26 protein-coding genes are annotated in these 26,877 nt (G+C 40.3%); 21 read left to right on the top strand and 5 right to left on the bottom strand.

All coding sequences use genetic code 11. The annotated features are described in order from the left end of the window. Positions 1–198: 198 nt before the first annotated feature. Entirely contained in the window at positions 199–825 is a 627-nt protein-coding gene (locus tag D0469_RS05590) for a LysE family transporter (protein ID WP_117325657.1), read from the bottom strand. 494 nt (positions 826–1,319) lie between these two features. Here D0469_RS05590 and D0469_RS05585 point away from each other — a divergent pair, with 494 nt between their 5' ends. Together D0469_RS05585 and D0469_RS05580 are read left to right on the top strand one after the other, a co-directional pair. Further along, positions 1,320–2,135: an STAS domain-containing protein gene (locus tag D0469_RS05585; RefSeq protein ID WP_117325656.1), complete on the top strand. Its 816-nt coding sequence runs from the start codon at positions 1,320–1,322 to the stop codon at positions 2,133–2,135. 185 nt (positions 2,136–2,320) lie between these two features. After that, positions 2,321–2,665, top strand: a complete 345-nt coding sequence (locus D0469_RS05580; protein WP_117325655.1) for a hypothetical protein — start codon at positions 2,321–2,323, stop codon at positions 2,663–2,665. A 274-nt stretch (positions 2,666–2,939) separates the two neighbouring features. Here the strand turns inward: D0469_RS05580 and D0469_RS05575 are convergent, their stop codons facing one another. Then, complete coding sequence (locus D0469_RS05575) at positions 2,940–4,085, bottom strand: MGDG synthase family glycosyltransferase (protein WP_117325654.1); 1,146 nt, start codon at positions 4,083–4,085, stop codon at positions 2,940–2,942. 107 nt (positions 4,086–4,192) lie between these two features. Here D0469_RS05575 and D0469_RS05570 point away from each other — a divergent pair, with 107 nt between their 5' ends. Next, positions 4,193–5,029, top strand: a complete 837-nt coding sequence (locus tag D0469_RS05570) for a metallophosphoesterase (protein ID WP_233522950.1) — start codon at positions 4,193–4,195, stop codon at positions 5,027–5,029. Positions 5,030–5,195: 166 nt separating this feature from the next. Here the strand turns inward: D0469_RS05570 and D0469_RS05565 are convergent, their stop codons facing one another. Then, positions 5,196–5,756 (bottom strand): YkoP family protein, encoded by a 561-nt coding sequence (locus D0469_RS05565; protein WP_117325653.1) that lies wholly within the window; start codon positions 5,754–5,756, stop codon positions 5,196–5,198. Positions 5,757–5,798: 42 nt separating this feature from the next. Then, entirely contained in the window at positions 5,799–6,548 is a 750-nt protein-coding gene (locus tag D0469_RS05560; protein WP_117325652.1) for an endonuclease/exonuclease/phosphatase family protein, read from the bottom strand. Between D0469_RS05560 and D0469_RS05555 the strand changes: the two genes are divergently transcribed. The 18 genes from D0469_RS05555 (at position 6,527) to D0469_RS05470 (ending at position 26,358) form a co-directional block, all read left to right on the top strand. Beyond that, on the top strand, positions 6,527–8,167 hold the full coding sequence (locus D0469_RS05555; protein WP_267897287.1) for an alkaline phosphatase family protein: 1,641 nt from the start codon (positions 6,527–6,529) through the stop codon (positions 8,165–8,167). The two genes, D0469_RS05560 and D0469_RS05555, sit on opposite strands and share 22 nt — an antisense overlap. A gap of 448 nt (positions 8,168–8,615) precedes the next feature. Then, complete coding sequence (locus D0469_RS05550; RefSeq protein WP_117325651.1) at positions 8,616–9,425, top strand: Fpg/Nei family DNA glycosylase; 810 nt, start codon at positions 8,616–8,618, stop codon at positions 9,423–9,425. 197 nt (positions 9,426–9,622) lie between these two features. Further along, positions 9,623–10,303, top strand: coding sequence for a GntR family transcriptional regulator (locus tag D0469_RS05545; RefSeq protein WP_117325650.1), 681 nt, complete (start codon positions 9,623–9,625; stop codon positions 10,301–10,303). Between the two features lie 5 nt (positions 10,304–10,308). Then, positions 10,309–11,262, top strand: coding sequence for a DMT family transporter (locus tag D0469_RS05540; protein ID WP_117325649.1), 954 nt, complete (start codon positions 10,309–10,311; stop codon positions 11,260–11,262). 222 nt (positions 11,263–11,484) lie between these two features. Beyond that, positions 11,485–13,032, top strand: a complete 1,548-nt coding sequence (locus D0469_RS05535) for a PucR family transcriptional regulator (RefSeq protein ID WP_117325648.1) — start codon at positions 11,485–11,487, stop codon at positions 13,030–13,032. Between the two features lie 159 nt (positions 13,033–13,191). Further along, a complete protein-coding gene (locus tag D0469_RS05530) occupies positions 13,192–13,848 on the top strand; it encodes an aspartate/glutamate racemase family protein (RefSeq protein ID WP_117325647.1) in 657 nt (218 codons plus the stop codon). Positions 13,849–13,917: 69 nt separating this feature from the next. After that, on the top strand, positions 13,918–14,850 hold the full coding sequence (locus D0469_RS05525; RefSeq protein WP_158553356.1) for a DMT family transporter: 933 nt from the start codon (positions 13,918–13,920) through the stop codon (positions 14,848–14,850). Between the two features lie 188 nt (positions 14,851–15,038). Further along, positions 15,039–16,661: an OPT/YSL family transporter gene (locus tag D0469_RS05520; protein WP_117325645.1), complete on the top strand. Its 1,623-nt coding sequence runs from the start codon at positions 15,039–15,041 to the stop codon at positions 16,659–16,661. 11 nt (positions 16,662–16,672) lie between these two features. Further along, on the top strand, positions 16,673–17,734 hold the full coding sequence (locus tag D0469_RS05515) for a DUF917 domain-containing protein (protein ID WP_117325644.1): 1,062 nt from the start codon (positions 16,673–16,675) through the stop codon (positions 17,732–17,734). A 20-nt stretch (positions 17,735–17,754) separates the two neighbouring features. Beyond that, positions 17,755–18,702, top strand: coding sequence for a DUF1177 domain-containing protein (locus D0469_RS05510; protein WP_117325643.1), 948 nt, complete (start codon positions 17,755–17,757; stop codon positions 18,700–18,702). Positions 18,703–18,914: 212 nt separating this feature from the next. Further along, entirely contained in the window at positions 18,915–19,586 is a 672-nt protein-coding gene (locus D0469_RS05505; RefSeq protein ID WP_117325642.1) for an AroM family protein, read from the top strand. Between the two features lie 17 nt (positions 19,587–19,603). Continuing rightward, positions 19,604–20,548, top strand: coding sequence for an aminopeptidase (locus D0469_RS05500; RefSeq protein WP_117325641.1), 945 nt, complete (start codon positions 19,604–19,606; stop codon positions 20,546–20,548). A gap of 92 nt (positions 20,549–20,640) precedes the next feature. Next, positions 20,641–21,474, top strand: a complete 834-nt coding sequence (locus D0469_RS05495) for an NADPH-dependent oxidoreductase (protein WP_233522949.1) — start codon at positions 20,641–20,643, stop codon at positions 21,472–21,474. A gap of 17 nt (positions 21,475–21,491) precedes the next feature. Further along, a complete protein-coding gene (locus tag D0469_RS05490) occupies positions 21,492–22,022 on the top strand; it encodes a nitroreductase family protein (protein WP_117325639.1) in 531 nt (176 codons plus the stop codon). Beyond that, the gene (locus tag D0469_RS05485; protein ID WP_117325638.1) at positions 21,994–22,314 is read left to right on the top strand and encodes a DUF6092 family protein; all 321 of its coding nucleotides are present in this window, start codon (positions 21,994–21,996) and stop codon (positions 22,312–22,314) included. The genes D0469_RS05490 and D0469_RS05485 overlap by 29 nt, the downstream gene beginning before the upstream one ends. Positions 22,315–22,649: 335 nt before the next feature. Beyond that, the gene (locus tag D0469_RS05480; RefSeq protein WP_158553355.1) at positions 22,650–24,056 is read left to right on the top strand and encodes a DUF2157 domain-containing protein; all 1,407 of its coding nucleotides are present in this window, start codon (positions 22,650–22,652) and stop codon (positions 24,054–24,056) included. Beyond that, complete coding sequence (locus D0469_RS05475; protein WP_117325636.1) at positions 24,043–24,597, top strand: GDYXXLXY domain-containing protein; 555 nt, start codon at positions 24,043–24,045, stop codon at positions 24,595–24,597. The genes D0469_RS05480 and D0469_RS05475 overlap by 14 nt, the downstream gene beginning before the upstream one ends. A gap of 603 nt (positions 24,598–25,200) precedes the next feature. Then, positions 25,201–26,358, top strand: a complete 1,158-nt coding sequence (locus D0469_RS05470) for an ISL3 family transposase (RefSeq protein ID WP_117325635.1) — start codon at positions 25,201–25,203, stop codon at positions 26,356–26,358. 130 nt (positions 26,359–26,488) lie between these two features. On the opposite strand, the gene D0469_RS05465 is transcribed toward D0469_RS05470, so the two are convergent. Beyond that, a partial coding sequence (locus D0469_RS05465; protein WP_158553354.1) for an ATP-binding protein occupies positions 26,489–26,877 on the bottom strand: 389 nt, incomplete at its 5' end.

Genomic DNA, 26,877 nt, shown 5'->3' with positions numbered 1-26,877 from the left:
ATCGCAACACAAGGTTGCGATGGCACTTGATCGCAACACAAGGTTGTGACGGCCTTTGGTCACAACATTCGAGGGGCTTTATTTTTCCTCCGGAAAAAAAGTTGCTGGGCGCTGAAGCTAAACATATGTGCATGTAAGAAAGCTATCATGAAAAAAAGCCTTGCATCTAGTCTGGGCAAGGCTTTTTGCTGAATGATTTTATCCCACCAATACCTTATAAGCCTGGTAACCAAAAAAGATACCGAATCCGATTAAAGAAAGCCCTGAAATAACAGATATTAATGCAAGTATACGGCTGGTTAAAAACCTTCGGAAGCTGCTTGCGACACATGCCATCGTAATGTCCCATATTAAGATTCCGGAAAATATTGCTCCGCTATATAATAACAAATGGCCAAAATCATAAGAGTTTGCAGCATTAGCGAGAACCGATCCGTATATTCCAAGCCAAAACAGGATTGTGAGCGGATTAGACAGCGACATCAAAAAGCCTGAGAAAAAGGATTTGAAAAGTGAATCTGTTTTATTACGCCTATTAGCCTCTATTTTACCTGCACTCATGATGCTTTCTACACCTGTATAACAAAGTACAAAGAACCCAAACAGCCAGAGAAAAGTTTTCATAAATGGAGTTTCTAAAAAGTATACAACTCCAAAATATACGAGAGCCATGTAAATGGCATCGGCAAGGGCAGCTCCTAGGCCCAGGATCCAGGCATGCATAAATCCGTTCTTAATTCCTTTATCAAGCTGTGCTGCATTGATCGGCCCGATTGGTGCAGCAAGAGAAAGGCCCAAAAATACATATCCAATTAATACACTCATATTTTCCCCCCGTTACAACATTGCTTCAATGGTCTGCTCGTACAATTCTATTCAGGTTTTTACGCTTGTACTACAAATTTTTTTGCAGATCAGCGGGGATTTTCTAATTTTTTGAGTGCTTGCACTCATCCTTAATAAATGCTATAATGATTACTGCGATGAGCTAATTTGTGTAAGTCGATAGACAAGCCCTCGGGTTAAACGTTTGGATGTGGCCGAACGGTTTATCGCCTCAAAACGCATCAAAGACGTCTGCTGTGTGCAGGCGTCTTTTTAATATCTATTTTTATGGTATGTAATTTTAAATCAAATGCATAAACGGAGCCTTTAATGCTGGAAGCTAAACAGTGGGCCTTAAGTCACTTGACTGGCTATCCTTTATTGGTAAGTATATTATTAAACATGAAAAGTGTTTTTCCGATATAATCTTTCTAACCGGAATCCAGTGCCAGAGGCGAAACAATCGTTTTATTTTATTTTAGGGGAGTGCTAACTTGAATTCTATTTTAAAAGTTGCCAATTATTTTTCTAATAATGCGCAATCATTGGCTATGGAAATTGTAGATAGCGTTCTTTTAAAATTAAATCTGGATATCCCTGAATGGGAAAGAAAGAATGCTGTCAAAGTTTATACCGAATTTCTTGGATTTTTAGGTGCATCACTTTCAAACGGAGAACTTGATAAGGTGCCAAAAGGACTTATTGAATGGAGCAAGAAAAATGGGGAGCGCGAAGCCTCTTCGGGAGGAAGGATTTCTGAAATCATACGGCGCTATCCAGAGACAAGGGCCGTCTTTACAGAATTAATTACCACGACCACTGAGGAACATCAATTAGCGATGGAACAATTCGTTTATATCATTACCCGGTTAAACTATATGCTGGATTTAAGTATAAGCGAAACGATAAAAGCGTTTGAAACTCTGACTGAGGAGATTATCAAAAAGGCTCAAAATGAAGTGGTGGCATTATCAGCCCCAATTGTTCCTATCCAGGATGGCATAGCCGTTTTGCCGTTAATTGGCGCCATAGATACTGAACGGGCAGAATTTCTGATGGAGAACGCTATACCAAAAGTTATACAGTTAAATATCCAATGTTTAATTATTGATTTTTCTGGTCTAGCAACCATTGATACGTCTGTTGCCAATCATTTATTTAATATTCATTCCGCTCTGCGGCTGCTGGGTATAAAGGCGATTATCACAGGGATACGTGCTGAGCTGGCGAAGGCGGTTGTAAGCTCTGGAATCGATTTATCCTCCATTCGAACTTATGCCAATGTAAAACAAGCTATTGAAGCTATGTGATACGCGCATTACAATTCAACCGAAAATCCGGAACGCAAGGTGTTTCGGTTTTTTACTTATAGGACCAACAAATGAATCTCGTAGTCTTTCAATATTAGCTCTATTAACTTTTGGGTAAAGAAGTCATAAACAAATCTTTCCATTAATAAGATACTTCATATGAAAAGAACATTGAGGAGAGAGAAATGAACGCCTTAAAAGCAAAAGCAATCATTCTTATTTTATTAACCGCAGTCCTGGGAACATTGGTCTTCATGTGGCTAAACGGTTCAGGAGGATCGTTTGAAAAGGAGCTGACAATACTCGAAAAATACTATTCACCAAATCCTGAGGAAAAAGCACTTGGCATCAAAACAAAAGAACCTGCTAATATACATATGTCTTCAGAAGGTCCAACCTGTGCTATGAAATTCAGCAATGAACAAATATTTGTTTTGGATTGTGACAAATATCTCGACTATCAGATTGGGGATGAGGTTGTCATTTCTCATCAAGATGGAAAGGTAACAGAAATAAGGAAAAAAGAGTGACTCTGCAGGTTATAGTTGTGCAATCAAAATAACAAAGCTCATCCGGAGTCACAAGGCCGGAACACATGAGGAGTTTGTGTTCCGTCTTTATGACGGAGGCTCCTGCAGGAGATCAAGTTAATGTAACAAGCAATATTGCGAAAAAGGGAATTCATTCGATAACGACAAATTAAGCCGAAAACCGACATAAGCCTAATCATAACAACAGGTCAATTAAAGAAACTCTGTTTTCCGGCATAGAGGCAGTTCCGCAAGAATCTTTCCCCGGCCGTTTTTAAATGATTTTCCCTTTCAGAATTTCTGCCATAATTTGAGCTGGATCTCCGGTTAGATTGTTATGGTATTTCGACAATTGATCCTGAAAAACTTGCAGCCTTTGTTGGTCCTGTAAGATTGCAAGCAATTGTTCCTCCAAGGAAATACTTTGTTTATTCCAATCTTTTAAATGTAATACCATTCCTAATTTATTTAGCTGATGCAGGTTAATTTCCTCTTGGCCGGGTAAGGTGTGGTAGATAAAAATTGGTTTTCTCTTGAATAGGCATTCGCTTATCGTAACTCCGCCCGGTTTTGTTAAGATAGCATCCACCCGCTCATAAAGTTCATTCATTTTTTTTCTGCATTTAATATAATTCAGGGGAATGATGTGGCGAGCGTGAAGATTGTGAAGTTTATGGTATAATTTCCGATTTTTTCCGCATAACACGTAAAACTGAATGGTCCTGTTCCCATCCATTTTCTTAATCAGTTTGTCCATCGCCCCAACTCCAAGGTTTCCGCCGCATATCAAGATGGAAAGGGGCGAGACAGCAATATTATCCTCCCGTTGCAATTGCTTCTTGGAAATATCAGCATGGATTGGTATACCTGTCATAAAAATCTGATCGTTCCTTGTACCTTTTTTCAGCAGAAAATTTTTTGCTTCGGCAGTGGGGACGAAATGATAATCAATCTGCTGAATCCCCCAGAATTGATGAATGAAATAATCTGTATATACATTAATTACGGGGATGGAAATTTCTCCAAATACCTTAAGTCTGCTAAGCATATAGGAGGGCAGGGCATGGGTGCAAACAATCATGTCCGGCTTTTTTTCCGCAATCAGCTTCCTCATATAACGTAAAAACAATGTTTCATATAGCCTGAAACGTTTGTCCTTGTCTATATTTTTATAAACGCTGCTGTGATAAAGAGAACTATAAAATTTGGGCAAAGCATGAATGAACTTAAGGTAGGCATAAGAGATCAAGGCTTCCGTTTTACCGTAGCTGTATGAAAGAATGTCTATTTTTTCGCAATTAACTTCATTTAGCCTATTTTTCAGGCCTTCCATTAACGAGTTTGCCACCTCGTGGTGGCCTGAGGATATTTTCAAAAAAGGGAGAAACAAAACAGTTTTCTTGTCTTCATAAGCTGGCATTATAACACCCACTTTTCTTCTAGTTGGAAAAACAGTCCCTTCTGTCCATCAATTACCGGGCCAACTGGCGGCATTTATCATGTATAATCATTAGGAGGGGTGATAAAGTGAAAACCTTACTGATTGCAGCTTTTGTTGCAATGATATTTTATTTAATTAGACGGGCCTACAAAAATACCACTGATATTGTACTCAATCGTATTCCAATTGAAAATAACGGTCCCGTTTTAAATATTCTCCAGCTTTCCGATCTTCATCTTGAAAACATCTCCATTTCTCCTTCAGAGCTTTATGAAAAACTAAAAGGAGAACCAATCGATATTATTGCGTTAACCGGTGATTTTCTAGATCGTAAACGTACACTTCCGAAGCTTGCTCCATATTTAAAAATACTAAATCAATTAAATGCCAAGCATGGTATTTATGCTGTTTTTGGAAATCATGACTATGTACTGCGCGGTGAAAATTTCCAAAAGCTTAGAGACATTCTAGAACAGAACGGCTGTAAGGTTATGCAAAATGAAAATACAACCCTTTTTGTCGAGGGGAATCCTGTCAATATTATTGGCATTGATGATTTCAGCACAAAAAGAAGCGACCTTAAAGCTTCGTATACAGGCATTAAGCCCGGAACAAATCTTGTATTAACGCACGACCCGAACCTGGTTCTTCATATGAAAGACTATCATTTTGATTATTTATTGTCCGGCCATTTTCATGGGGGGCAAATATGCTATCCTAAAGCGTACCACCTTGTGAAAATGGGTAAGCTTGTAAGGATGAACATGATTAAAGGCCTGCACCAGCAAGATGGAAAGCCTTTTTATATTAATGAAGGCCTAGGCCAGACCGGAGTAAACATTCGTGTTGGAAGCCGTCCTGAAATCACATTGCACCAATTTTCACTCGGGATTGCCCAAACAGATTCGTTGCCGGCCATTTAATGCTTGAGTATTCTGAAATGACCCATGTTCACCATAAGCGGTGATATGGGTCATTTTAATACTTTACATAATACTGATATAGTAAACCGCTGTTTTATGCAGACCAGACTACAATAGAGGATCAATGCAATGATTTTTAATGCAGCAGCCTTTCTTCCTCAGCCTCTTAATTTTTATAAATATGAATAAGCTTTTCCTTAGACATAAATAAATAGCTTGGAGCGCCTTGTTTGACCAGTTTTTTCATCGATGGCTTCGAGACAGACAGGCACATGATCGGTAAAAACGAAGCCCATTTCAGCCATTTATAAACGGGATGGGCAATGCATCGAACCTCAAAACCCAGCCTCTCACAGCCTCTGTTTAACGTAGTGATTCCAATGATTCCCTTTATCTCATTTTCATACTTGTGGCTGCTGATATAAGCTTCAATACCGGGCAGCGACTTTTGAACTTTTTCATACACAATTTTCGATTTTTTTAGTTCACTGCTGATATGCTTTAATTCATTCAATAATCTTACATTATGCAGATGGATTTTAACCAGCGTGTCATTTTTTTTGATCTGTGTCCCATCTGAAAGTGTAATATCACGGCCTTTGTAGCATGTCAGGCGGACCCTGAAAATATTACTGGTCTCATCCGTATCAGGAAGGCAGCAAAGCCGTGTAAATTTTAAATACAAAGGATCCAACACATTCCAAACCGATAAAACATACCCTCTCATCTTTCTCTTCCTTTTTGTTTTTGTTATTAGTTTAGGAAATGTCTATGTTTTTATATCTGGTTTTATTTGTAAGGTTGCCAGCACAGGCAGGTGATCTGAAGCCCGAATGTCTGACTTTATCACTTGGCAATCTATCGCTTCCATTTCCTTGCCGGTGAATACATAATCAAGCCTTCGAAATGGCCGGGCTGATGGAAAGGTGTTTCCTCCACGCCTGTCCTGATTAGCTTGCACCCATGCATCATGAAGTGACCGTGTAACTTTTTTCCAGGCAATTGAAAAGGGTGTCATATTCCAATCTCCCATGACTAAGGAGGGGCGTTCACTTTTTTTCACTGCGTCTACGATAAAGGAAGCTTGTTTTTGGTGGAGGAATGGGGCCAAACTTAAATGAGTGGTAAACACGGTAACCTCATGTTCGCCAGCTTGTACAGTTACCTCCAGCAGAGCCCTGTCTTCAACAACATTTGGCAAAAAATCAAACGGGTGGTTCTCAGATTTTACAATTGGGAACCTGGTGAGTATGGCATTTCCGAATTGCCGGGTATTCATTCCCTTTGGGGTACTAATTGTGACGGCAGGCCCAAAAACGAAATTCATATCTAACTCTTTTGCCAGATATAAGGCCTGATCCTCAAAATGGCTTCTGGACGAAAAGTATCGATCGACTTCATTTAGGCCGATAATGTCGGCGTCAGACTTTCTAATTACTCTTGCGATTCTGAACAAATCCAGCTTTTTATCGGTACCTCTCCCTTGGTGGATATTAAATGTCAGAACTTTTATCACCATATGTCACCAACCTGCAAATTCAATTTCTATTGATAGCTTTTTCAACCCTTAAAAAATTTATTAAAAATATCATGAGTTGCCCTGATTATGAAAATAGTAAGTGTAGAAAAGGTAACCGGAATTGTGAAGAGAAAAGGGTGGATAAATTGGAAAACGGGACAAAACTAGGTAAACCAGTGCTATTGCTCGTGATCGATACCTTAATGGATGCTCCATTAAAGCAAGCGATAAGTGAGGGGAGGGCCCCAGTGTTAAAGTTTTTAGTCGAAAACGGTCAATACTTTCCTGATATAATTGCACCTTTCCCGACTATGTCAGTGAATGTCGATACGACCTTGCTTACCGGGACGTATTGCGATCAGCACCGGCTGCCTGGGCTGACCTGGTTTAATCAGCAGGAAAATCGGCTGATTAACTATGGAACCCATTATCGGGAACTTTTGAAACTGGGGCTTGGGAGATCCATTGAAGATGTCTTATTTAACATGAATGAGAACCATATAAGTCATCAGGTCGTCACTATTCATGAGGAGCTTCAGAATAACAGCAAGGAATCCGCATCAATAAATGCCCTCATTTACCGTGGAAATACTGAACATCATCTTAAACTTCCGAGAACTTTAACATTTCTTATTAAAATTCCGAAAAACCTGTTGGCGAAAGCCCCAAAGGTATTTTCATTTGGGGCTTTGGCTAAAATAAACCCTTCAAACCGGTACCAGCATTTTTTTCAAAAGCTTGGAATAAATGATTCTTCTTCAGTACAGCAGTTAACTCAGTTAATAATTAATCAGAGGCTGCCGAATTTTTCCATTGTGTATTTTCCCGATCTTGACCAAAGCGTACATAAAAATGGCAGGTTGGATGTTACCGGAATTGAAAAGGCGGATAAGCATTTACAAAAAATATTTGATTTGTATGAATCCTGGGAGGCTGCCCTTTCAGCAAATATCTGGATTGCAATGGGGGATAATGGACAAGCCTGGGTTAGCGCTAACAAGGAGGAGGCGCTTATCGATTTGAGGAAAATGCTAGGTTCCTTCAGAATCATGAAGGAAGGCAAAGGTGTTCAAGTTAAAGACCAACTTGTTCTGGCCGTGAACGATCGCATGGCCTATATTTATACGCTGAATCCAAATGATGTTGCAGTTGAAACAGTCGTGGAAATATTGCAGGAAGACAGCAGAATAGATGTAATTGCCTGGAAAAAGGAGCAGTCGACTGCAGTCAGGTCAGGAGTGCGGAAGGGAGAGTTGTTATTCCGGCCTGATGGGGAATTTATGGATAAATATGGACAGTCATGGTCGCTTACAGGCGATTTAAACGTGCTGGATATTAAGCAGAGTGATCAAGGCATTGAATACGGGGTATATCCGGACGCACTTGCAAGAATCCATAGCAGTCTAAATTCCCATGAAGGTGATTTTTTAATTGTAAGTGCCAAGCCTGGGTATGAGTTCATTGGTGAAGGGTCACCAAGTCATGTCGGAGGTGCTGGTCATGGTGGATTGCACCAACAGGATACATTGGTGCCTATGATTGTGACCGGCACCAATACAAAACCGCCACATTTGCGAATCGTCGATTTAAAGGGCTGGATTTTGTCCTTGATTGAATAAATAATGCAGAACTTGACGAAGCTCCTCCGAACATATGGGAGCTTCTTTTTCTTTAAAAAAGGGGATTCATGTAAATGAACTGGTTATAATATCCTCCAGCTCTTCAAAAATTAAGGTTCTAGAATTAACCGGATCGCTCATGCTCGAGCCGCGTGTATATCCGAATTAGCGCCATTACATTAGCACTGTTAAGCAGTTTCTTTCAAGTTCTGGCTGAATAAGACCATTAAGGCTATCAAAATATATGTCAACAATTACCTCGGTAGAATATATAATTTATCCTCAGCATCATATTTGCCACTTTCATAAATTTGTCAGGGTTTCTAACATAATCTATAAACATTAATCTATCCGGTATCTATCCGATTTCCAGTTTTTATCGTCTAAGAATATTTAGAGCCTTCCATAAAAATAATAAAAAAATCAATCAGTTAAAGGAGCAAAAACAATGCCCGAACTGCCGGAGATGGAGCTTTATAGACTGGAATTAAGCAAGCATTTTATTGGCAAGCCGATAACAGGGGTTGAGATAAACAGAGAAAAATCGGTTAATATGCCGGTTCCCCAATTCACTTCTGCACTGGAGAGAAAAAAGATAATAGGGATAAGACGGAGGGCAAAGTATCTTATTTTCGACTTAAGCTCTGGAGATCATTTACTGCTGCATTTAATGCTTGGAGGATGGATGTTTATTGGCAGTGACAGAGTCAGCCCTGACCGAACCAAACAAGTAATTCTGTCATTCGGTGAAAAGAAGTTATTTTTCATAAATCTAAGGCTTGGGTATCTTCATTTAGTAACTCCAGATGAATTAGATAAGAAACTCGCTGTCTTGGGACCTGAGCCCTTTGATCCAAAATTTCAATTAACTGATTTCCAGGAACGGTTAAGCAAGAAGCGTGGCGTACTCAAATCGATTTTAATTGATCCTAAATTCATTGCAGGAATTGGCAATTGTTATTCAGATGAAATATGTTTTGAGGCACGGCTTCGGCCAACTAAGAAAGCAGCAGATTTAACTGACCATAAGATTCAATCACTTTTTAATGCAATCAAACCTACTTTGTCGAGAGCCCTTCAAATCGGCGGTTATATGGATTATCCCCTATATGTAAATGATACAAAGACAGGGTGCTATAACGACCATTTCCTGGTATACGAATGCGAAAATCTGCCGTGTAAACGATGTGGTACTTTGATTGAAAGAACTGACATTTCAAAACGTAAATCTTTTTTTTGTCCCAGTTGCCAGGACTAGGAGAAGAAGGGAAGCGGATATACAGCATCGCTTATAGAGTGGGCGATGCTTTTCTTTGTCATTGAAAATAGTTAAAAGTTCATTTTGATTCGGGATTTGTACGGCTATATAATGTTAGAATTCTCTAAAAATACTTGATAAATAGGGAAGTATACGATATATTTCAGATAAATCAGAAATATATTGGAGAATAAATTATGCCAATTCCTAAAGATAGTAAGCTTCAGAAACGGATGTCAGCAAAAGAACGAGCGTTAGAACAATTAAGAATATGGATTATTGACGGAACCATTGAACCCGGAGAAAAATTATACGATGGGGAGATTGCAGAAAGTATTGGAATTAGCAGGACTCCTGTTCGAGAAGCGCTGCAAATCCTGCAGCATGAGGGTTTTGTGATCATGCAACCTGGTAAAGCAACAATCGTTTCATCTATTGAAAAGGAAGATGTACTGAAAATTTATCCTCCGCATGCTGCGCTCCATTCGTTGGCAGCCGAAGAAGCTGCAGGAAAAATAACGTCGGAACAGATAGAAAAACTTAACAAAATTAATCGAGAATACGACTCAGCCTTGCATCAAAATGACTCAGTTGCCGCAATGGAGTTAGATGAAAAATTCCATGATTTAATACTGACCATTTCTGATAATCCATTTATTTTAGATTTTTGCTCTATACTCCAGCTCCATATTCGTCGCTTTAAATACATCTTTTTAAACCAACATATGGAAGGGAAAAATGACTCGATAAATGAGCATCAAATAATCATTCAAGCGTTTTCAGGCAAAAATCCAAAGCTGGCATCCGAAATCATGAAACAAAACTGGTTAAGGCCAATGAACCAGGTTTATTCTGTGTTGGCAGAAGGAAAGAAGTGAATTGCATGACAACAAAAAAAATTCACCCGAATATCTTCGTATATTTCCTACTATTGTTAGTTCCATTATTTTGGGGCGGTGCATTCGGGACTGCCAAGCATATAATTACTGAAATTCCTCCCTTTACTGCCGCAGGAATCCGGTTTGGCATTGCAGGAGTTATATTGGTAATAATAACGGTCTTAAAACGAGAATGGAAATGGATTTTGCTCCGAAAATCATGGCGGGGTTTATTCATGATGGCCATGACTGGAATATTCTCATATAATGCTTTCTTTTTCATTGGTTTACATTATACATCAGCAATCAACGGATCATTGATTATCGCTGCGTCGCCAATCTTTATTACCATTGGAGCTGTACTATTTTTAAAAGAAAAATGGAATAAACTGCACGGTGCCGGCTTGCTGATATCTTTAGCTGGTGTGCTGCTCGTTATTGCAAACGGATCATTAAAGCTTCTGTTTTCGTTCACCTTTAACCTAGGTGACATTTTATTTTTGGCAGCCTTATTGAGTTGGGTCATTCATGGCTTAATTGGAAAAGCGGTGATGCGCAATGTTTCTCCGTTATTCACAACGGCTGCCACAACGATTATCGGTTCAATATTTTTATTGATTTGTTCGCTCTTTGAGAATGGCTGGCAACATATTGCAAAAATGTCAACACAGTCATGGATTGAAATGATATACCTGATCGTTTTCGCGTCCGTGATTGCATTTTTTCTTTGGAATATGGGTGTTCAAAAAATTGGGGCAAGCAAGGCTGGCATTTATATGAACCTGGTGCCCATAAATGCAGCCTGGATTTCTGTGGTTTTCTATGGTTCAACGATGACATGGGTTCATGCAATAGGAATCGTCCTGGTCATTATTGGGGTCTATCTGGTTACATTTGGGGGCGGGAACCGGATTCGGATGCTGCAAAAACAAAATAGCAAAATGACACTTAATCAATGAATAATTTTGTTATTGAAAAAAACTTTTCTATAAGAGTTTGGCAACTTGGAGAAGTAGTGTATTGAACAAATAACTCCCTCTAAAAAAGCTTGTATATTTATATTAATTATTGTATAAATATACAATAAAATCATATTATTTAAGCAAAATTACTCAAGAATAGCTGGAATGCTTTAGTTTAGATTATTGCAAGCTATAAGGAAATGAAATAGGTGAACTTCAATGAATAATGCTGGTATTACTTTAAGAGAATTACTTCGCCTTCCGGTTTTAAAGGACGCAAAGGTGATTAGTGGAGAGCAGGGATTGGACCGGGCAGTTCGTTTTATCGATATTATGGAAGTCCCCGATGTTAAGGAATGGTTAAGAGAGGGCGAATTATTATTGACTACTGCCTATGCGATCCGCCATGACCCTTCCTTGCTTCCTGAATTAGTTGAGCTGCTAGAGAAAGCAGGTGCGGCAGCTCTGGCGATTAAACCTGAAAGATTTCTGCAGGATATGCCGGCAGAGATGATCAGATTGAGTAATGACTATAACTTGCCAATTATCGAAATACCAAGCGGAATTGCCTACATGGATATTACACACGCAGTAATGGAACAGATCATTGATAAACAAGCTAGTATGCTAAGAAGGTCTGATGAGGTTTACAAAACATTAACAACGCTGGTGTTAGAAAATCGAGGCATTCAAGCAGTGGCAGATACTGTTTCCAAGCTGCTTAAATCTCCAATCCGGGTAATTGATAAAATCGGCGAAACGATCGTGTCTTCACCGTCAAACGTTCCCCTTACTGCCACATCGGATAACCGTAATTGGGACATAGCTGTGGATAAGCAGTTTGTGGGTAAACTTATCATAGAAAAGGGACATTTAGACGAATTGGAATTGATTTGTGTAGAACATGCACGTCTGGTATTTTCTTTAGAATTGATGCGGCGAAAAACCGCTCTGGATACAGAAATAAGGCTGCGGGGAGATTTTATCGAAGAATTATTAACGGGGCTGCCCCTATCAAAACAGGAATTGGTTAATAAAGGGCGTCAATTTGGATTAACTCCAGATTGTGTTTGGCAAACAGCCATTATTGAAGCAGACCAACTGTTCTTTGATAATAGTTCCGAATATATTATGGAACTTGGTGAATTGATTGAACAAGAATCTAATAAAAGGGGAATCAAATCTCATCTCCATAAGCAAGGGAACCGGATTGTCCTTTTGCTTGCTTCTCATAATAGAGAGGACATAATTGGTGAACAAGTTTATAGAACTAAGCATCTGGAAAGCTGGTCACTAATATTAAACCCTATAATAAGCGGCTGGAAAGGCTTCCGAATCGGTTATGGCGGGGAATGCAAGCTATGGGCAGTGCAGAAGAGTTATCTAGAGGCCAAAAAAGCAATCAGGATTGGTTCAAGATTGGATAAAAACAAGCAGATTTTTACATTCGAAGAAATCGAAATGTTCCAATTATTGATAGATGCATCTGAGTATATTAACATGGATGAATTTGTCGAGAAAAAAATTGGTAAGATTTGTGATTATGATACAAAGCATAATACAGACTTAGTCACAACTTTTTATTATTATCTCGCTTCTGGAGGCAGCTTGCTTGATACTGCCAAGCATTTATATATTCATCGGAATTCAGTAAAATACAGAATCGACCGGATTAAAGAAATAGCCGATGTTGATTTAGAAAATTTTCAAGAGCGGTTCGTCTATTACTTCAGCATAATGTACCATTTAATCAAGAAAACGAAATAAAGAGAATCAATTGTGCTGGGCGCACAAAAGACTCTCTTTATTTTTGGTGAGCGGGGACATTGTTGTAATCTGCAAAAATAATTAGAATAATAAGCAACATTCAATACATTCTTTTTATTCAGAAATTATTTTCAATTATATGGAAAAGGGGATACAAACATGATTGGAGTAATACGCGTCTTTACAACCGAAAGAGAAGAAATTGTTGAACAGCATGGGAAGGTAATTACCGATCTTTATGGGGTTAAAACAGTAAATAAATGCATACCTGATCAGCCACTCGGCATTTTTAATGATGAGACGGAAGAGATTGCTGTACCTAAAATCGTTGAATTAGGGAAATCCATGGAAAAGGAAGGATGCAGCATACTAGTGATCAGCTGTGCAGCGGATCCCGCGATTAACGAACTTCGCAAAGAAGTATCTATCCCAGTAATCGGGGCTGGAAGTGCTGCAGCGCTTACAGCTTTAGCTATCGGGGAACCAGTAGGGGTGCTGGGTATAACCGACAATCCTCCGGCCGTAATAAAAAATTTGCTAGGGGACTTGCTTGCCGGATATGCAAGCCCTGAAGGAGTCGCTAATACAACAGATTTGATGACCCCTGCTGGCCGCGAAAAAGGCATTGAAGCCGCACGATCTCTATTGAACCAAGGAGCCAAAGTAATTGTATTTGCTTGCACCGGTTTTTCAACTATTGGACTTGCGGATGTTTTGCGAAGAGAACTTAATGTTCCTATCATTGATGCAGTAGAAGCTGAAGGATTGTTTGCATCATCGTTATATAAACAATCTGCTTCTTCCGTAGTGCAATAAAAGCTTGGAAGCTTCCCGGTGGAACGGGAAGTCTTTAACCAAGCCTAAGTTTTGAAAGAAGGTTTTCCTTTGGCAAAATCTTATATCATTTTATTATTTTGTGTGTTTGTATGGGCTGGAAATTATTTGGCGCGACAATTCTTGCTAACTGAATTGTCCCCTTTATTTCTTTCGGCGTTCAGCTTAACCGTTGTGGCAATTTTCTTTTTCAGCCTGGCGCTTGTAACAAAATCATTTGTTCGGTTAAAGAGAAATGAAATTGTAATTCTTTGTTTAGCAAGTTTAATTGGTTTGGTTGCAAACCAGATATTTCTCTTTACTGGCTTGAGATACTCGACAGCCACCAATGCCTCCCTTATTTTTAGTTTGGCACCTCTGATTACGGCGGTATTAGCTAATATTTTTCTTAAAGAAAAGATTACACGGAAGATGATCTTAGGCAGTGTGATTGCTATCATAGGCATCTACCTAGTTCTATCTATTAATGGACACTTTGAGTTTAACTTTGGTGATTTGCTTCTGCTTGGGGGAACGGCTACATTTTCCTGCAACATGATCTTTGTAAGATTGCTTTCCGGACGTTTGTCCTCCCTGATTATTACTACCTATAGTTTTATGATTGGCGCAATACTGTTTGACCCATTTGTGTTAACAGGCATTAATATTGATTGGAATCAATCATTGTATTTCTGGGGATTTGCTGTGCTGTCAGTCATAATAGGGCAAGGCATTACAACAATGTTATGGAATAAGGCAATGAATTCAGTTGGGGCAGCCAGATCAGCAATAGTCCTCAATTTGCAGCCATTAATGACAATGCTGCTAGACTTTTGGATTTATCAAAATACCGTAACAGTTAAACAAATGTTTGGTGCAGCTCTTGTATTTGCCGGTATTCTACTCAGCATGGTCAAGAATGATGCCTCCATACAAAAATGTGTAATAAAAAAGGATGAAGTCGACAAAAAGTCTTCTGAAATAATGGACAAGGAAATTAGTTAAAGCTTTGTCTTTTCTGTAACTCTAGTATTTAAAGGATCATCCAAAAGAGTAATGATAAATATGATGTTTGATAAACAAATAGAAAGAGATTCTTCATAATTGCCGTTTGGATAGGTTAGTGCCTTTTCAGAGGGGTTTTCACATAACATAAATAGATACACATAAAGACTAAATGGGGGGTTACAACAGTGAATCAAGAAAATAAAGAAAAAAAGCATCCTAGTATCTTTGAACCAGTGTCTCTTGTTTTAAATATAGTTACGGCTGTGTTTGGCGCAATCATCGGGATGCAAATCATTACTACTCTTGGGGTAACCCCGAATACCTCAATCATTGGTGCTCTCATCGCGATGCTTATTGCCAGAATCCCTGTGACACTATTTCAAAAATACAAATCTATTCATCGTCAGAATCTGGTTCAAACATCAATTTCTGCTTCCACATTTGGGGCTGCTAACAGTCTATTAATTCCTATAGGTATTCCTTTTCTAATGGGAGCTCCTGAATTAATCATCCCTATGCTTATTGGTGCTGCTTTAGCTATGTTTGTTGATGCAGCTATCCTTTATAAAATATTCGATTCAAAGCTGTTCCCGGCCAGCGGCACATGGGCGCCTGGCGTAGCAACTGCCGAATCTATCCTTGCAGGTGATAAGGGCGGGAAACGGGCAGGCCTTCTGGGACTTGGGACAGGGATTGGTATCCTGGGTGCTTACCTGCATATCCCTATGTCAGCATTTGGTGTTGCATTTATCGGGAACATTTGGGCCTTATCGATGTTTGGGATAGGGCTGTTGTTCCGCCAATACTCTATTCCAGTGTTCGGTGTAGACGTCAACGCTCTTTATATCCCGCATGGAATAATGATTGGTGCAGGGATCGTAGCATTAATACAGGTTTCTATCCTCCTTTTCAAGAGACCAAAAAGTTCGGCTTCAAATGCTAACAACGAAGTTGCAGCGGCACTGGAGGGTGCAGAAGATGCTGTTCACACCCGTCCAATCAATGAAGCAAAAAAAGCGTTGGGATTAGGCTTCCTGGCATATACCGCAGTAGCCGTTGTGATTGCGGTGACTGGTGGAATCATTACTGATATGTCTCCAGGCATGTTAATTGGCTTCATCATTTTCGCCGCGTTCGCTGCTTTTGTACACGAAATCATTGTTGGGATCGCAGCGATGCATTCCGGTTGGTTCCCGGCATTTGCCGTTGCGTTTATCACTCTTCTAATTGGGATGATGATTGGTTTTCCTCCGTTAGCGCTTGCTTTGCTTGCAGGTTTCAGCGCCGCAACTGGCCCGGCATTCGCTGATATGGGTTATGACTTTAAAACAGGCCACATATTACGCGGAAATGGTGAAGACAAGGCATACGAATTAGCGGGAAGAAAGACTCAATACATTACCGCTATGATTGCATTTGGTGTAGCTTTATTAACTGTTCTTGTAACTTACAAAGGATATTTTGCTCAAAACCTTGTTCCGCCGATCGACGCTGTGTATGTTTCAACTATTAAAGCGGGTGCTTCATCCGAAGTAGCAATGCAGTTATTGCTTTGGGCTATCCCAGGTGCGATCCTGCAGTTGATTGGCGGCCCTAGCCGTCAAATCGGGATTATGTTTGCAACAGGTCTTCTTATATTGACTCCAAATGCCTGCTGGGCTGTATTGGCAGGGATTACGATTCGTCTGATTTGGAAAAAAGCAAAAGGCAAAGAAGCAGATACACCAATGAGCATTATGGCAGCCGGATTCATCGCGGGTGATGCATTGTTTAGCTTCTTCAATTCAGTATTCAAACTTAACAAGTGAGGAGAGTTTCTATGGCGAAAATTAAGTTAGATGAAAAATCAGTAGAGTACGCAGTTTATGGTGGTGCAGTCCTTGGTGGCGGTGGAGGCGGCTGGATAGAGGATGGCCTTCAAATTGGCCGCCTGGCTTTTGAAATCGGCCAGCCCGAGCTGCTGACAGTTGATGAGCTTCAGGACGAGGATTTACTTGTTACTGTATCATTAGTCGGTGCCCCGGCTGCTAAGGATAAATTTGTAAAGCCAATCCATTACGCAAAAGCATTGGAAATCCTTTCTGAAAAGATCGGCAAACCAATTCAAGGCATCATTACAAACGAAAACGGAGCTGGCACAACAGTCAATGGCTGGTTTCAATCAGCTGTTACAGGCATCCCTATTATTGATATTCCTTGTAATGGACGTGCCCATCCGACGGGTTCAATGGGATCGATGAATTTATCGGAGCAAAGCGATTATGTTTCCCATCAGGCTGCTGTAGGGGGCAAGGGTGCTAATTATATGGAATTAAGCATTTCAGGTTCACTGGACAAGGCTTCTACCATAATTCGCAAAGCGTCGATTGAAGCGGGAGGTTTATTGGCAGTTGCAAGAAACCCCGTCACTGTAGCTTATGCTAAGGCAAATGGTGCAGCAGGAGCAATTCAGCAGGCTATTGAGGTAGGAGAAGCCCTGCTTAGTCATAAAGGGGAAGCCGCCATTGATGCAGCCGTTAAAAGACTTGGCGGAAAAGTAGTTGTTGAAGGAACTGTAACAGATTTCATCCTTGAAACAACTGGCGGATTTGATGTAGGAACAGTAACAATCAATGATTCTTACGACATGACATTCTGGAATGAATACATGACCATTGAAAAAGATGGAGAACGTTATGGCACATTCCCGGATCTGATCATGACACTAGACGCAAAAACTGCAAAACCAATTGTTTCAGCTGCGATTGAAAAAGGCCAGCAAATAGCTGTTATTGCTGTTCCAAAAGAAAACTTAATTCTCAGCAGCACGATGAGAAATGAAAAACTGATGAAGCCAGTAGAAGAAATTATTAAAAAATCGATTATTCCATATCTCTTTTAATCGGCGGGAGGGTTTTATAAATGGTACTTAAACAAACTTTAACTGCAATGGATACGCTTGATAGCGCTTTTGTAACAGGGGAAAATGTCAAAGAATTGTTCTCTCAATTTCCAAATGTTAATGTAACGGTTACAACCGTTACCGGTGAAAAAGGCAGCACTGATTTTATTAAGATTGTGATTCCGGGAACGAACGGGAAATTAAATGGCGGCCAGACACCGACTTTTGGCATTATTGGCCGCCTTGGAGGGATCGGCGCCCGTCCAAGCCGTATCGGACTAGTATCTGATGCGGACGGAGCGGTTGCAGCAGTTGCTTCAGCTTTAAAGCTTGCAGAAATGCAATCAAAAGGGGATACCCTCCAAGGTGACGTTATAGTTACGACTCACATATGTCCAGATGCTCCAACTCGTCCGCATGAACCTGTGGACTTTATGGACTCTCCGGTTGATATTTTAACAATGAACCAGTATGAAGTTGTACCAGAAATGGACGCGGTAATATCTATTGATACAACGAAAGGTAATCGTGTTATCAATCATAAAGGCATTGCGATATCTCCAACAGTGAAGGAAGGCTATATCCTTCGAGTAAGTGATGATTTACTTCGAATCATGGAGATGACAACAGGGCAATTCGCTGTTACATTCCCAATTACAACACAGGATATTACCCCTTACGGGAACGATCTTTATCATATTAATTCAATTCTTCAGCCGGCTGTAGCAACAGATGCTCCTGTTGTGGGAGTAGCTATTACAGCTCAATCTATAGTGCCTGGCTGCGGTACAGGCGCCAGTCATGAAACAGACATCGCCGATGCTGTCCGTTTTGCAGTAGAGGTGGCAAAGGAAACGACGAATGGTACATGTGAGTTATATAACAAAGATGAATTTGAGAGAATAACTGAACTCTATGGTTCTATGAAAATGCTGCAAACCATGGGTAAAAAGGCTTCTCATCAGTAAAGAAGGAGGAGGGAGAAGTCCCTCCTTTATTGACTTTACGAGAAAGCAGTACTTTTTCAACAATATTGGTGTCTAGCTACAGCACCCAGCCCCTCGAGGTCATAAGCCAATCGCTTCTGAAGGCAAAGAGAGCCTTCTGCCGGCGCTTGTTTTATGCTTGCCGGGGCTGACCATGGTGCTTTCGCTTTTCTATTCTCTATGGAGGTAAAAAGATGGAAAAATTAGGAATGGTTACGATTGGTCAGGCGCCAAGGACAGATGTGGCACCTATCATTGAGAAATATCTGGATGGGCGTGCTGAGCTTATTCAGGCAGGAGTCCTCGATGGAATGACAAAAGAATACATAGAACAACATTTATATCCGGAAGCTGATGACTATGTGTTAACTTCCCGATTAGTAACAGGGGATTCTGTTGTTATGTCCCGTGAGAAAATCAAACCGATTCTGCAAGAAAAAATTAATTACCTTGAGCAGCAAGGCATTAAAAATATTCTTCTTCTTTGCACAGGGGTGTTTCCGGGGCTTACCACTACAACTTCCTATCTGATCGAGCCGGATCATATCATTCCGCCAACAGTCAAGGCACTCGTTGCAGACCGCCGATTTGGAGTGATCGTGCCTCTTGACGAACAGAAAGATCTCTTGCATCCAAAATATTCTCCTTTTGGGCTGAATCCTGAGTTTGCGGTTGCTTCGCCTTATAAAAATGATATGGCCAGCTATGAAAACGCAGCAAATGAACTTAAGAACAAAGTTGATATCATTTTACTGGATTGTATGGGTTATACCGAAGAATCCAGAGATTTGGTTGTAAAAGCTACCGGTTTGCCAGTCATCTTGTCAAATGCCATAATGGCAAAATTAGTGTCAGAAATGATTTAAAATAGAGGATGATAACAATGAATGACCAATTGGTTCAAATCAGCAAGAATGTATTGGAAAAATGCCTGGGACTTAAAGAAAATGAAAATTTCCTTGTCGTGGCAGACGATGTTAAAAAAGATCTTGGCCTGGCTTTGTATGAAGCAGGAAAATTACTTGGGGCGGAAGCGATGTTTCTCATTATGAAGGAACGCGAAAAATCGGGCCAAGAACCCCCAGCTTCGGTTGCTGCGGCTATGATTCAGGCTGACGTTGCCGTATGCATAACAGAACATTCGTTAACCCATACCCAGGCACGAAAGAATGCAGCTGCCGCGGGTACCCGATTGGCTACTATGCCTGGAATTACAGAAGATATGTTTTTAGAAGGCGCCATTTCCGCTGATTATTCAAAGGTAAAAGTGCTGACAGAAGCTGTAACTGAAATTTTGACAGCAGGAAAAACGGTAAGGATTGAAAAGGGCGGTTACACACTTTCTTTCTCAATAGCTGACCGAAATGGAGTTCCTAGTACAGGTATGTACTTAAATGATGGTGAATCAGGCAACCTGCCTTCCGGTGAAGCATATATTGCGCCAGTTGAAGGGACAGCCTCAGGCAAAATCTTAATTGATGGCTCGGTCGCAGGAATTGGCCGGCTGGCTTCGCCTATCCTTCTGACACTGGAAATTGGGCGTATCATTTCCGCAGAAGGAGACGCTGCTGAAAAGTTACTGGAAATTCTCGGCGATGGCGATGGAAAGCTGCTGGGCGAATTTGGCATAGGCACAAATGATAAAGCAAGGATCACTGGAGTGGTTCTTGAGGACGAAAAAGTATACGGTACAATCCATGTTGCTTTTGGCAGCAACAACACATTTGGGGGAACCATTTCGGCAGGAGTACACATTGATGGAGTGGTGAGTAAACCAGATATCTACATTGATGATCAATTGTATATCAAAAACGGAGAATTGAAGTAATCCCCATAGTAAATCTGTCAAAGTTGAGGGGCCAAGCAGTTTTTTGAAGCGGAGGGATTTTTATTAGTAAAAAAAATAAACCATCCAGTCGTTTGGAACTGGAAGGAGTCCAACTGCCTGAATACATATTGAATGACACAATTGAGGTACTGACTTCTCACGAATCAATCCGAGGTTTCCTGCCTAAACCGCTGCCTGAAGGGGCAATGCAGGCGATTACTACTGCTGCCCGAAGCGCTCCCACATCGTCCAATCTGCAGGCATACAGCATTATTATTGTACAAGATGAACAGAGGAAGCGCAGGCTGGCTGCACTATCCGGCAATCAGAATTTTATTAGCGAGGCTCCAGCGTTCCTTATATTTTGTTCCGATATATTCAGATTGAGGTATGTGACGGCTAGGCAAGGATATCAATTTTCCGCTGATACACTTGAGATGTTTCTCCTGTCATCGGTAGATGCCGCATTAGCTTTGCAAAATGCATTGGTGGCAGCGGAATCATTGGGGCTTGGCACTGTACCAGTCGGTTCTATCAGAAATAATCCAAAGGCTGTGGCGGAGGAACTAGGACTGCCGGTGGGTGTGTTTGCTGTTGCAGGGCTGGCAATAGGTTTTGAACGCGAGGGAGTGCGGAGAGGGACAAAACCACGCCTTCCTAAACAAGTAACCGTTCACAATGAAACATATTCATTCCAGGAACTTGAACAACACTTACAATCATATGACAAGACGATGATTTCCCGCAGAACATATGATGGGCGGCGAGTTTCGCTGGCGGGTGAACCAGAGAAGCATGGAATCGAGTATGGATGGTGTGAGCATACTGCACGAAGATGTACCCGTCCTGAAACAATTGCTGTTTCCGCGAGTTTACGAGAAAACCTGAAACAAATTTTAGAAGAAATCGGTTTTTCCATTCGTTAGAAAAGGAGTGACAGAAAATGGAAGTAATGGAAGCAGTTAAAACAAGGCGGAGTGCCAGGTCATTCGAACAGCGGCCCCTGCCTAAAGAAGTAATAGAAGAAATCGAGAATGCTATTTTAAATAGTCCTTCCGGAAGTAATGCTCAGGAGTCCCATTTTGTTATCGTTCAAGATGAACAGCAATTAAAGCGGCTTAAACGCTTTGCTCCTGGTTTATCAGGAGAACCGGCAGCTGTGGTTGTGCTCTGTTCTAACGGAACCGAGTCATTAATTCGGGGCGGCAAGGACACAGCTGAAGTTCTTCGCTTTGTAAACCTTGGTATCGCTGCTGCTTATATTTTATTAGCGACCCATTCCTTTGGTATCGGCAACTGCCCTGTGAGATCATTCCACCGCGATGCAGTCAGAAAATTATTGGATCTTCCGGAGGATATAGAACCAGAGCTGCTTATTAGCTTAGGTTATGCTGACCAGCCTCCCCGTCCAAAAACCGGCAAACCAACAGAGGAGGTGATCTCATATGACCATTACGGGTCCTTTAGAAACTGAGCAGCAAATTAAGGAGCATCTTCGGGATTATGTTGCTTATGCACTGACAAGCGCCAAAGGATTATACCGGGAACCGCAAAGCTATGGTGCGATGCGTATGTTTGATGCGATGGAAAGGGCGCTGCGTTTGCTCCAGGAAGTCGGAGTAAAAGATGAGGCTCTTGAGGAAGCGTTGACTACCGTAAGAAAACAGAGATGGCAGGCCATGACGAATCCAGATGCATTTGGAAAAGCGATTGACGACTCGATTCTCAATTTAGTAGACATAACAATTAACCAAAATATCGATTGAGAACATTTATATATCTGAATTCCCCTTCAAGTTACATTCAAAAATCTTCATGAGACCGTGGAGTAAAGAATGTAACTAGGAGGGGATTTTTCGTTAGTAAATGAAATCTCCAAAGCAATACAGATGATTTTGAAGGAGGAGCAATGCAGAAAATATATAATTAGGTCTAAAATCATATAAGTCCTTAACTAGATAATAATATCTAAAGTAACGATTATTACTTATGAAAATATAATAATTAAACAAGCAAAATCCATGCTAAAATAGGTGTAGTCCGGTTAAAATTGGCAAGATTTTCAAAAACTATGATGGAGACACGGAATAGGAGGCATTTTATGAAACGTCTCGTCTTTTTATCGCAATATGAGTTTCTGAAAAGGGAATTCGATTATTTAGAGAGTATTGGCCGGATAGCTCCTCATCAAAGCAGAGAGCTGATTGAGTGCTATGAGGTGAAAGAGATCGATTCCAAACAGAAGGCTCCGATTAAATTGAACTTTGTTCAAATTCTTTTGATTATCGGAGCGATATTGATCGGGTTAGGGATTTTAAGTTTTGTGGCGAGCAATTGGCAAGGACTACATGAATTTGAGAAGTTCTCCGTTTTGCTGCTCGGCCTAATCTCTGCTTATGCAGGTGCATGGCTGTTTGAAGAGAAATGGCCCTGGCTTTCTAAAGTTCTGTATTACATTGGTGTGTTTTCATATGGGGGAGAAATTTTTTTTATCGGACAGATGTTCCATCTTGGTGGAGAAGCAGGAAATGCCTTATTAGCGTGGGCACTAGGAACTCTCCCGTTAGCGTTTTATTTAAAGGATAAAATTCTCTATATCTTTGGTTTTTCACTCCTTTATCTAGGGATTGAAGTGAAGTTCTTTTTAGATGAAAGCCCTTCCTATCTGCTCCTTTTATTATTGCCGATCCTGTTTGCAGCAGGGCATTTCTTGATGAACCGGAACAAAATTTTGCTATACACTAACTTCTTCTTGCTTTATCAGTTCATTGAAGCGAAATATATGTTTTCTTCAGGAGGAGCGTCATATGTAATGGTAATGGTGATCCCGCTTCTATTCGCTTTGTGGTACTACTTTTTGAAGAAAAATATATATGTTCTTATCGCAAACTTTGTCTTGCTATACCAGTTCATTGAAATGAAATTTGCAATCGGCATAGTGGAAGGAACCGAGGGTGAATTCCCGATAGTTTTAACAGTGCTGATCCCATTACTGTTTATTGTCGGGCATAAGTGGATGAATAAATCGATTCCGTTATTTGCGGCAAATTTTGTGCTGACGCTGCAATGGATCATACTGACGATGATGTACTTAGATATAGGTGTGCTGGGTTATTATTTATCATTACTCTTTGTAATTGGAATTGTGATATCCCATATACAGCATCCTGATTATAGGGCATTAATGAGGACGTTTGGATTGGCAATTCAGTTCAGTACAGGTATCATACTGACATTCCCGTATGTTTGGAACGACTTAGTTACCGACATTCCAATCTGGTTAATCTATGGGATACTGTACTCGGTCTATATTTTATATCTTGTTTATCGGCAGTATTTGATGGGCGTAATTATGTTTAGTGTTTTAATCCTAAGGTTCTATGTCGACATTTCCCTTGTATTCATGAATAAGTCAATCGCCTTTTTCATTGGAGGGCTTTTGCTGATCATTCTGGGATTCTGGATTGAAAAAACGAGGAGGGGGGAGAAAAAGAATGAGAAGCTTTAGGAGACCAAAGCCATTATTCCTTATTTCCTTCTTCATTCCAATAGCCGTATTGATGGCGATGCTTGTAAAGCCCCTTGATACAATCCGCAATGGGCAAGAAATAACTCTAGCGACAATTCCGCTAGATCCGAGAGACCTCTTTTATGGTGACTATGTAATTTTGGACCTGGAAATCGAGCAAGTGGATGCTGAATTAATGGAAAAGAATCTAAAGAAAAAAATTGAAAAGAATGAAATCGTTGAAAGTCAGACAGTGTTTGTTTCTTTAGAGAAAAACAAGAGTGGTATTTATCAGGCTAAAAGTGTTACTCAAGACATACCAAATGGTATTTATATGAAGGGGAAAATGGCTCCCTATATCGAAAAATGGGATGAAAGCAGGGAGCCTTTCGTACTGATTGAGTATGGAATTGACCGTTTTTATGTAGAAGAGGGTACCGGTTTAGGACTTGAACAACAAGCGAGCAAAGGAAAAATTCTAGTCAGAGCAAAAAACAAAGAGGGATATTCGATACTAACTGATATTCAAGCGAAAGAATGATGACAAAAAACTCCCGATTAGCGGGAGTTTTTTGTAACAAGCAAACCAATCTGGGCAAGAAATAAGGCTGATAAATATACTGCTGGTGGGTTAAATGTAACCGTCAAGTAGAAATGGTTCTTACGTAAAGATGGTGAAGCCATGTATCACTGCTTTTCGGGTATAGCATTATTAATACTCTAAAGGCGGTGTATACAATGAATAATACAACCACTGAACAGCTTTTTAAGTTCGATCAAAATGTTGAAGTCATCCATAGCTTGATGGAACCAGAGGATCTGTATGTCGTGTTAAAAGTGTGTTCAACACACACTCGATGTCCGGGATGTAAGCATTTATCTTCTCGTCGCCATAGCCGTTATGCAAGAAAAGCAGATGACCTTCCAGTTTCAGATCGTTCGGTGCACCTAACTATTCTTCTGCACAAATGGTTCTGTGTAAATGCAAAATGTGAGATTAAAATTTTCACTGAACGTTTAGGTTGGTTAAATCCTTCTGGCAGAAAAACGACTCGGCTCGAGAAACTGATTCGTTACGTTGGGTTCTCCAATAATTGTCTAGTCGCAGAAAAGGTCTGCCGGAAAATGCGCATTTCAATTAGCCATGATGCTATTCTGTACCGAGTTAAAAAAGAAGAATCAGCTCAATCAAGTTATTGCCCCTTTCGTCGGTATTGATGATTTTGCATTTAAGAAACGAAAGCGATATGGCACGATTTTCATTGATCTTCTTACAGGTGGAATCCTTGATTTTCTGCCTAACCGAAATAAAGATTCTGTAAAGAACTGGCTTATCGGACATCCCGAAATTCAACTAATCACAAGAGATCGTGCGAAAGCTTATAAAAGTGCGGCAGAGGAAGCATCACCAAAAATCAAACAGGTTGGCGACAGATGGCACATCTTCCAGCATCTATTCGACGCAGTAAAGAAGACGATTAAGTCTATTGTGCCACCAAAATGGAAACCCCCTGGTCAAGTTGTCCAACAGGGAAGTTCATCACGTCCTTTACCCAAGCGACTTCAGCCTCTAGAGGAACACGAAGACAAGGTTTGGAAGAGAATTCAACATGCCCAGCTCCTTCGGAAAGAAGGCAAGAGCATCACAGCGATCGCAAAGCAACTAGGGATTTCTCGTAACACCGTCTATACTGATTTAGCTGTAACATCGAAACCGTCCTTGAAACGAACTTCTTTGTTTGAAAGACATCTCCCACTCATCCGAAGCATGATTGCAGGTGGATCAAAGGGTGATGACATAGAAGCTGCCTGTAGAAAGGCAGGATTTGATGGACATCGCAACACGCTAAATTACATGATTGCGGACGAACGTCGTGATATCCGAAATAAGAAGCCGCAAACACTGAATCTTCAACAGGCGATCATCCGGATTCTTTGGGATAAGGGCGTAAAGAACCATAAGAAAGCAATCAAAACCTTGCATCCCAAACTACTAGAGTCGTTTCCATCGTTAATGAAAATTAGCAGATTCATTCAATCTTTCAAACGACTATTTGAAGAAAAACATTCGTCTGGTCTTAGAAAGTGGTTAATCGAGCATCAACAGTCAACATTTACTCACTTTCAAACATTTATTAACGGCATCAGAGGTGATATTAAGGCTGTTTACTATGCGATAACATTACCTTGGTCAAATGGTATAACGGAAGGAACCATAAACAAGTTAAAAAATATCAAAAGAATGATGTATGGGCGTGCGGGTATAAAGGTATTGTTAAATCGATTACGTTTCAGCATTTAAAAGATATTAATATAACTATTTTTCACTGAAGGAATCACAATACCTTAGGGTTAATAACTTTCACCAAAAAGACGTAAGAACCGTAGAAATCAACAGTTTTTAATAATTAAGATTAAACAGTTTTCATCAATTAAGATTCAACACTTTGATTATTAAATAGTGCTTTTCTGTATTTCATTCTGATACTGTCCTGTTCTTCGCTGAAAGTCAAAATTTCACTCCGATGTAGAAGACGATCCAATATAGCTGTCGTAAGTGTCGTATCACCGAGAAATTTTCCCCATTCTACTGGGCCTTTGTTGGATGTAAGGATAAATGCAGCTTTGTCATACATCTCATAAATGAACTGGAAGAACAAATGGGCATCCTGCGGTTCATATGCCATATACATGACATCATCGATGATAATTAAATCGGATTTAGTGATACGGTTGTACCTCGTTTTAGATTTACTAATATACTCTCTTGATTTTAATACATAAATCAAACGATCCATTGATATAAAAGCGACCTGGTATC

Origin of the sequence: Peribacillus saganii, assembly GCF_003429095.1 — a bacterium.
GTDB lineage: Bacteria > Bacillota > Bacilli > Bacillales > DSM-1321 > Peribacillus > Peribacillus saganii.
Note: the sequence above shows the minus strand (reverse complement) of the source record. Positions and strands in the feature narration are given on the sequence as shown.

Bases quoted from the DNA above. Each gene is read 5' to 3' on its own strand.
- D0469_RS05560 (WP_117325652.1), bottom strand. From the start codon at position 6,548: ATGGTGATAAAAGTTCTGACATTTAATATCCACCAAGGGAGAGGTACC.
- D0469_RS05485 (WP_117325638.1), top strand. From the start codon at position 21,994: ATGACCATTACGGGTCCTTTAGAAACTGAGCAGCAAATTAAGGAGCAT.
- D0469_RS05550 (WP_117325651.1), top strand. From the start codon at position 8,616: ATGCCCGAACTGCCGGAGATGGAGCTTTATAGACTGGAATTAAGCAAG.
- D0469_RS05580 (WP_117325655.1), top strand. From the start codon at position 2,321: ATGAACGCCTTAAAAGCAAAAGCAATCATTCTTATTTTATTAACCGCA.
- D0469_RS05575 (WP_117325654.1), bottom strand. From the start codon at position 4,085: ATGCCAGCTTATGAAGACAAGAAAACTGTTTTGTTTCTCCCTTTTTTG.
- D0469_RS05555 (WP_267897287.1), top strand. From the start codon at position 6,527: ATGTCAGAACTTTTATCACCATATGTCACCAACCTGCAAATTCAATTT.
- D0469_RS05475 (WP_117325636.1), top strand. From the start codon at position 24,043: ATGAGAAGCTTTAGGAGACCAAAGCCATTATTCCTTATTTCCTTCTTC.
- D0469_RS05490 (WP_117325639.1), top strand. From the start codon at position 21,492: ATGGAAGTAATGGAAGCAGTTAAAACAAGGCGGAGTGCCAGGTCATTC.
- D0469_RS05500 (WP_117325641.1), top strand. From the start codon at position 19,604: ATGAATGACCAATTGGTTCAAATCAGCAAGAATGTATTGGAAAAATGC.
- D0469_RS05590 (WP_117325657.1), bottom strand. From the start codon at position 825: ATGAGTGTATTAATTGGATATGTATTTTTGGGCCTTTCTCTTGCTGCA.
- D0469_RS05565 (WP_117325653.1), bottom strand. From the start codon at position 5,756: ATGAGAGGGTATGTTTTATCGGTTTGGAATGTGTTGGATCCTTTGTAT.
- D0469_RS05540 (WP_117325649.1), top strand. From the start codon at position 10,309: ATGACAACAAAAAAAATTCACCCGAATATCTTCGTATATTTCCTACTA.
- D0469_RS05530 (WP_117325647.1), top strand. From the start codon at position 13,192: ATGATTGGAGTAATACGCGTCTTTACAACCGAAAGAGAAGAAATTGTT.
- D0469_RS05515 (WP_117325644.1), top strand. From the start codon at position 16,673: ATGGCGAAAATTAAGTTAGATGAAAAATCAGTAGAGTACGCAGTTTAT.
- D0469_RS05480 (WP_158553355.1), top strand. From the start codon at position 22,650: ATGAAACGTCTCGTCTTTTTATCGCAATATGAGTTTCTGAAAAGGGAA.
- D0469_RS05510 (WP_117325643.1), top strand. From the start codon at position 17,755: ATGGTACTTAAACAAACTTTAACTGCAATGGATACGCTTGATAGCGCT.
- D0469_RS05470 (WP_117325635.1), top strand. From the start codon at position 25,201: ATGATGCTATTCTGTACCGAGTTAAAAAAGAAGAATCAGCTCAATCAA.
- D0469_RS05535 (WP_117325648.1), top strand. From the start codon at position 11,485: ATGAATAATGCTGGTATTACTTTAAGAGAATTACTTCGCCTTCCGGTT.
- D0469_RS05545 (WP_117325650.1), top strand. From the start codon at position 9,623: ATGCCAATTCCTAAAGATAGTAAGCTTCAGAAACGGATGTCAGCAAAA.
- D0469_RS05505 (WP_117325642.1), top strand. From the start codon at position 18,915: ATGGAAAAATTAGGAATGGTTACGATTGGTCAGGCGCCAAGGACAGAT.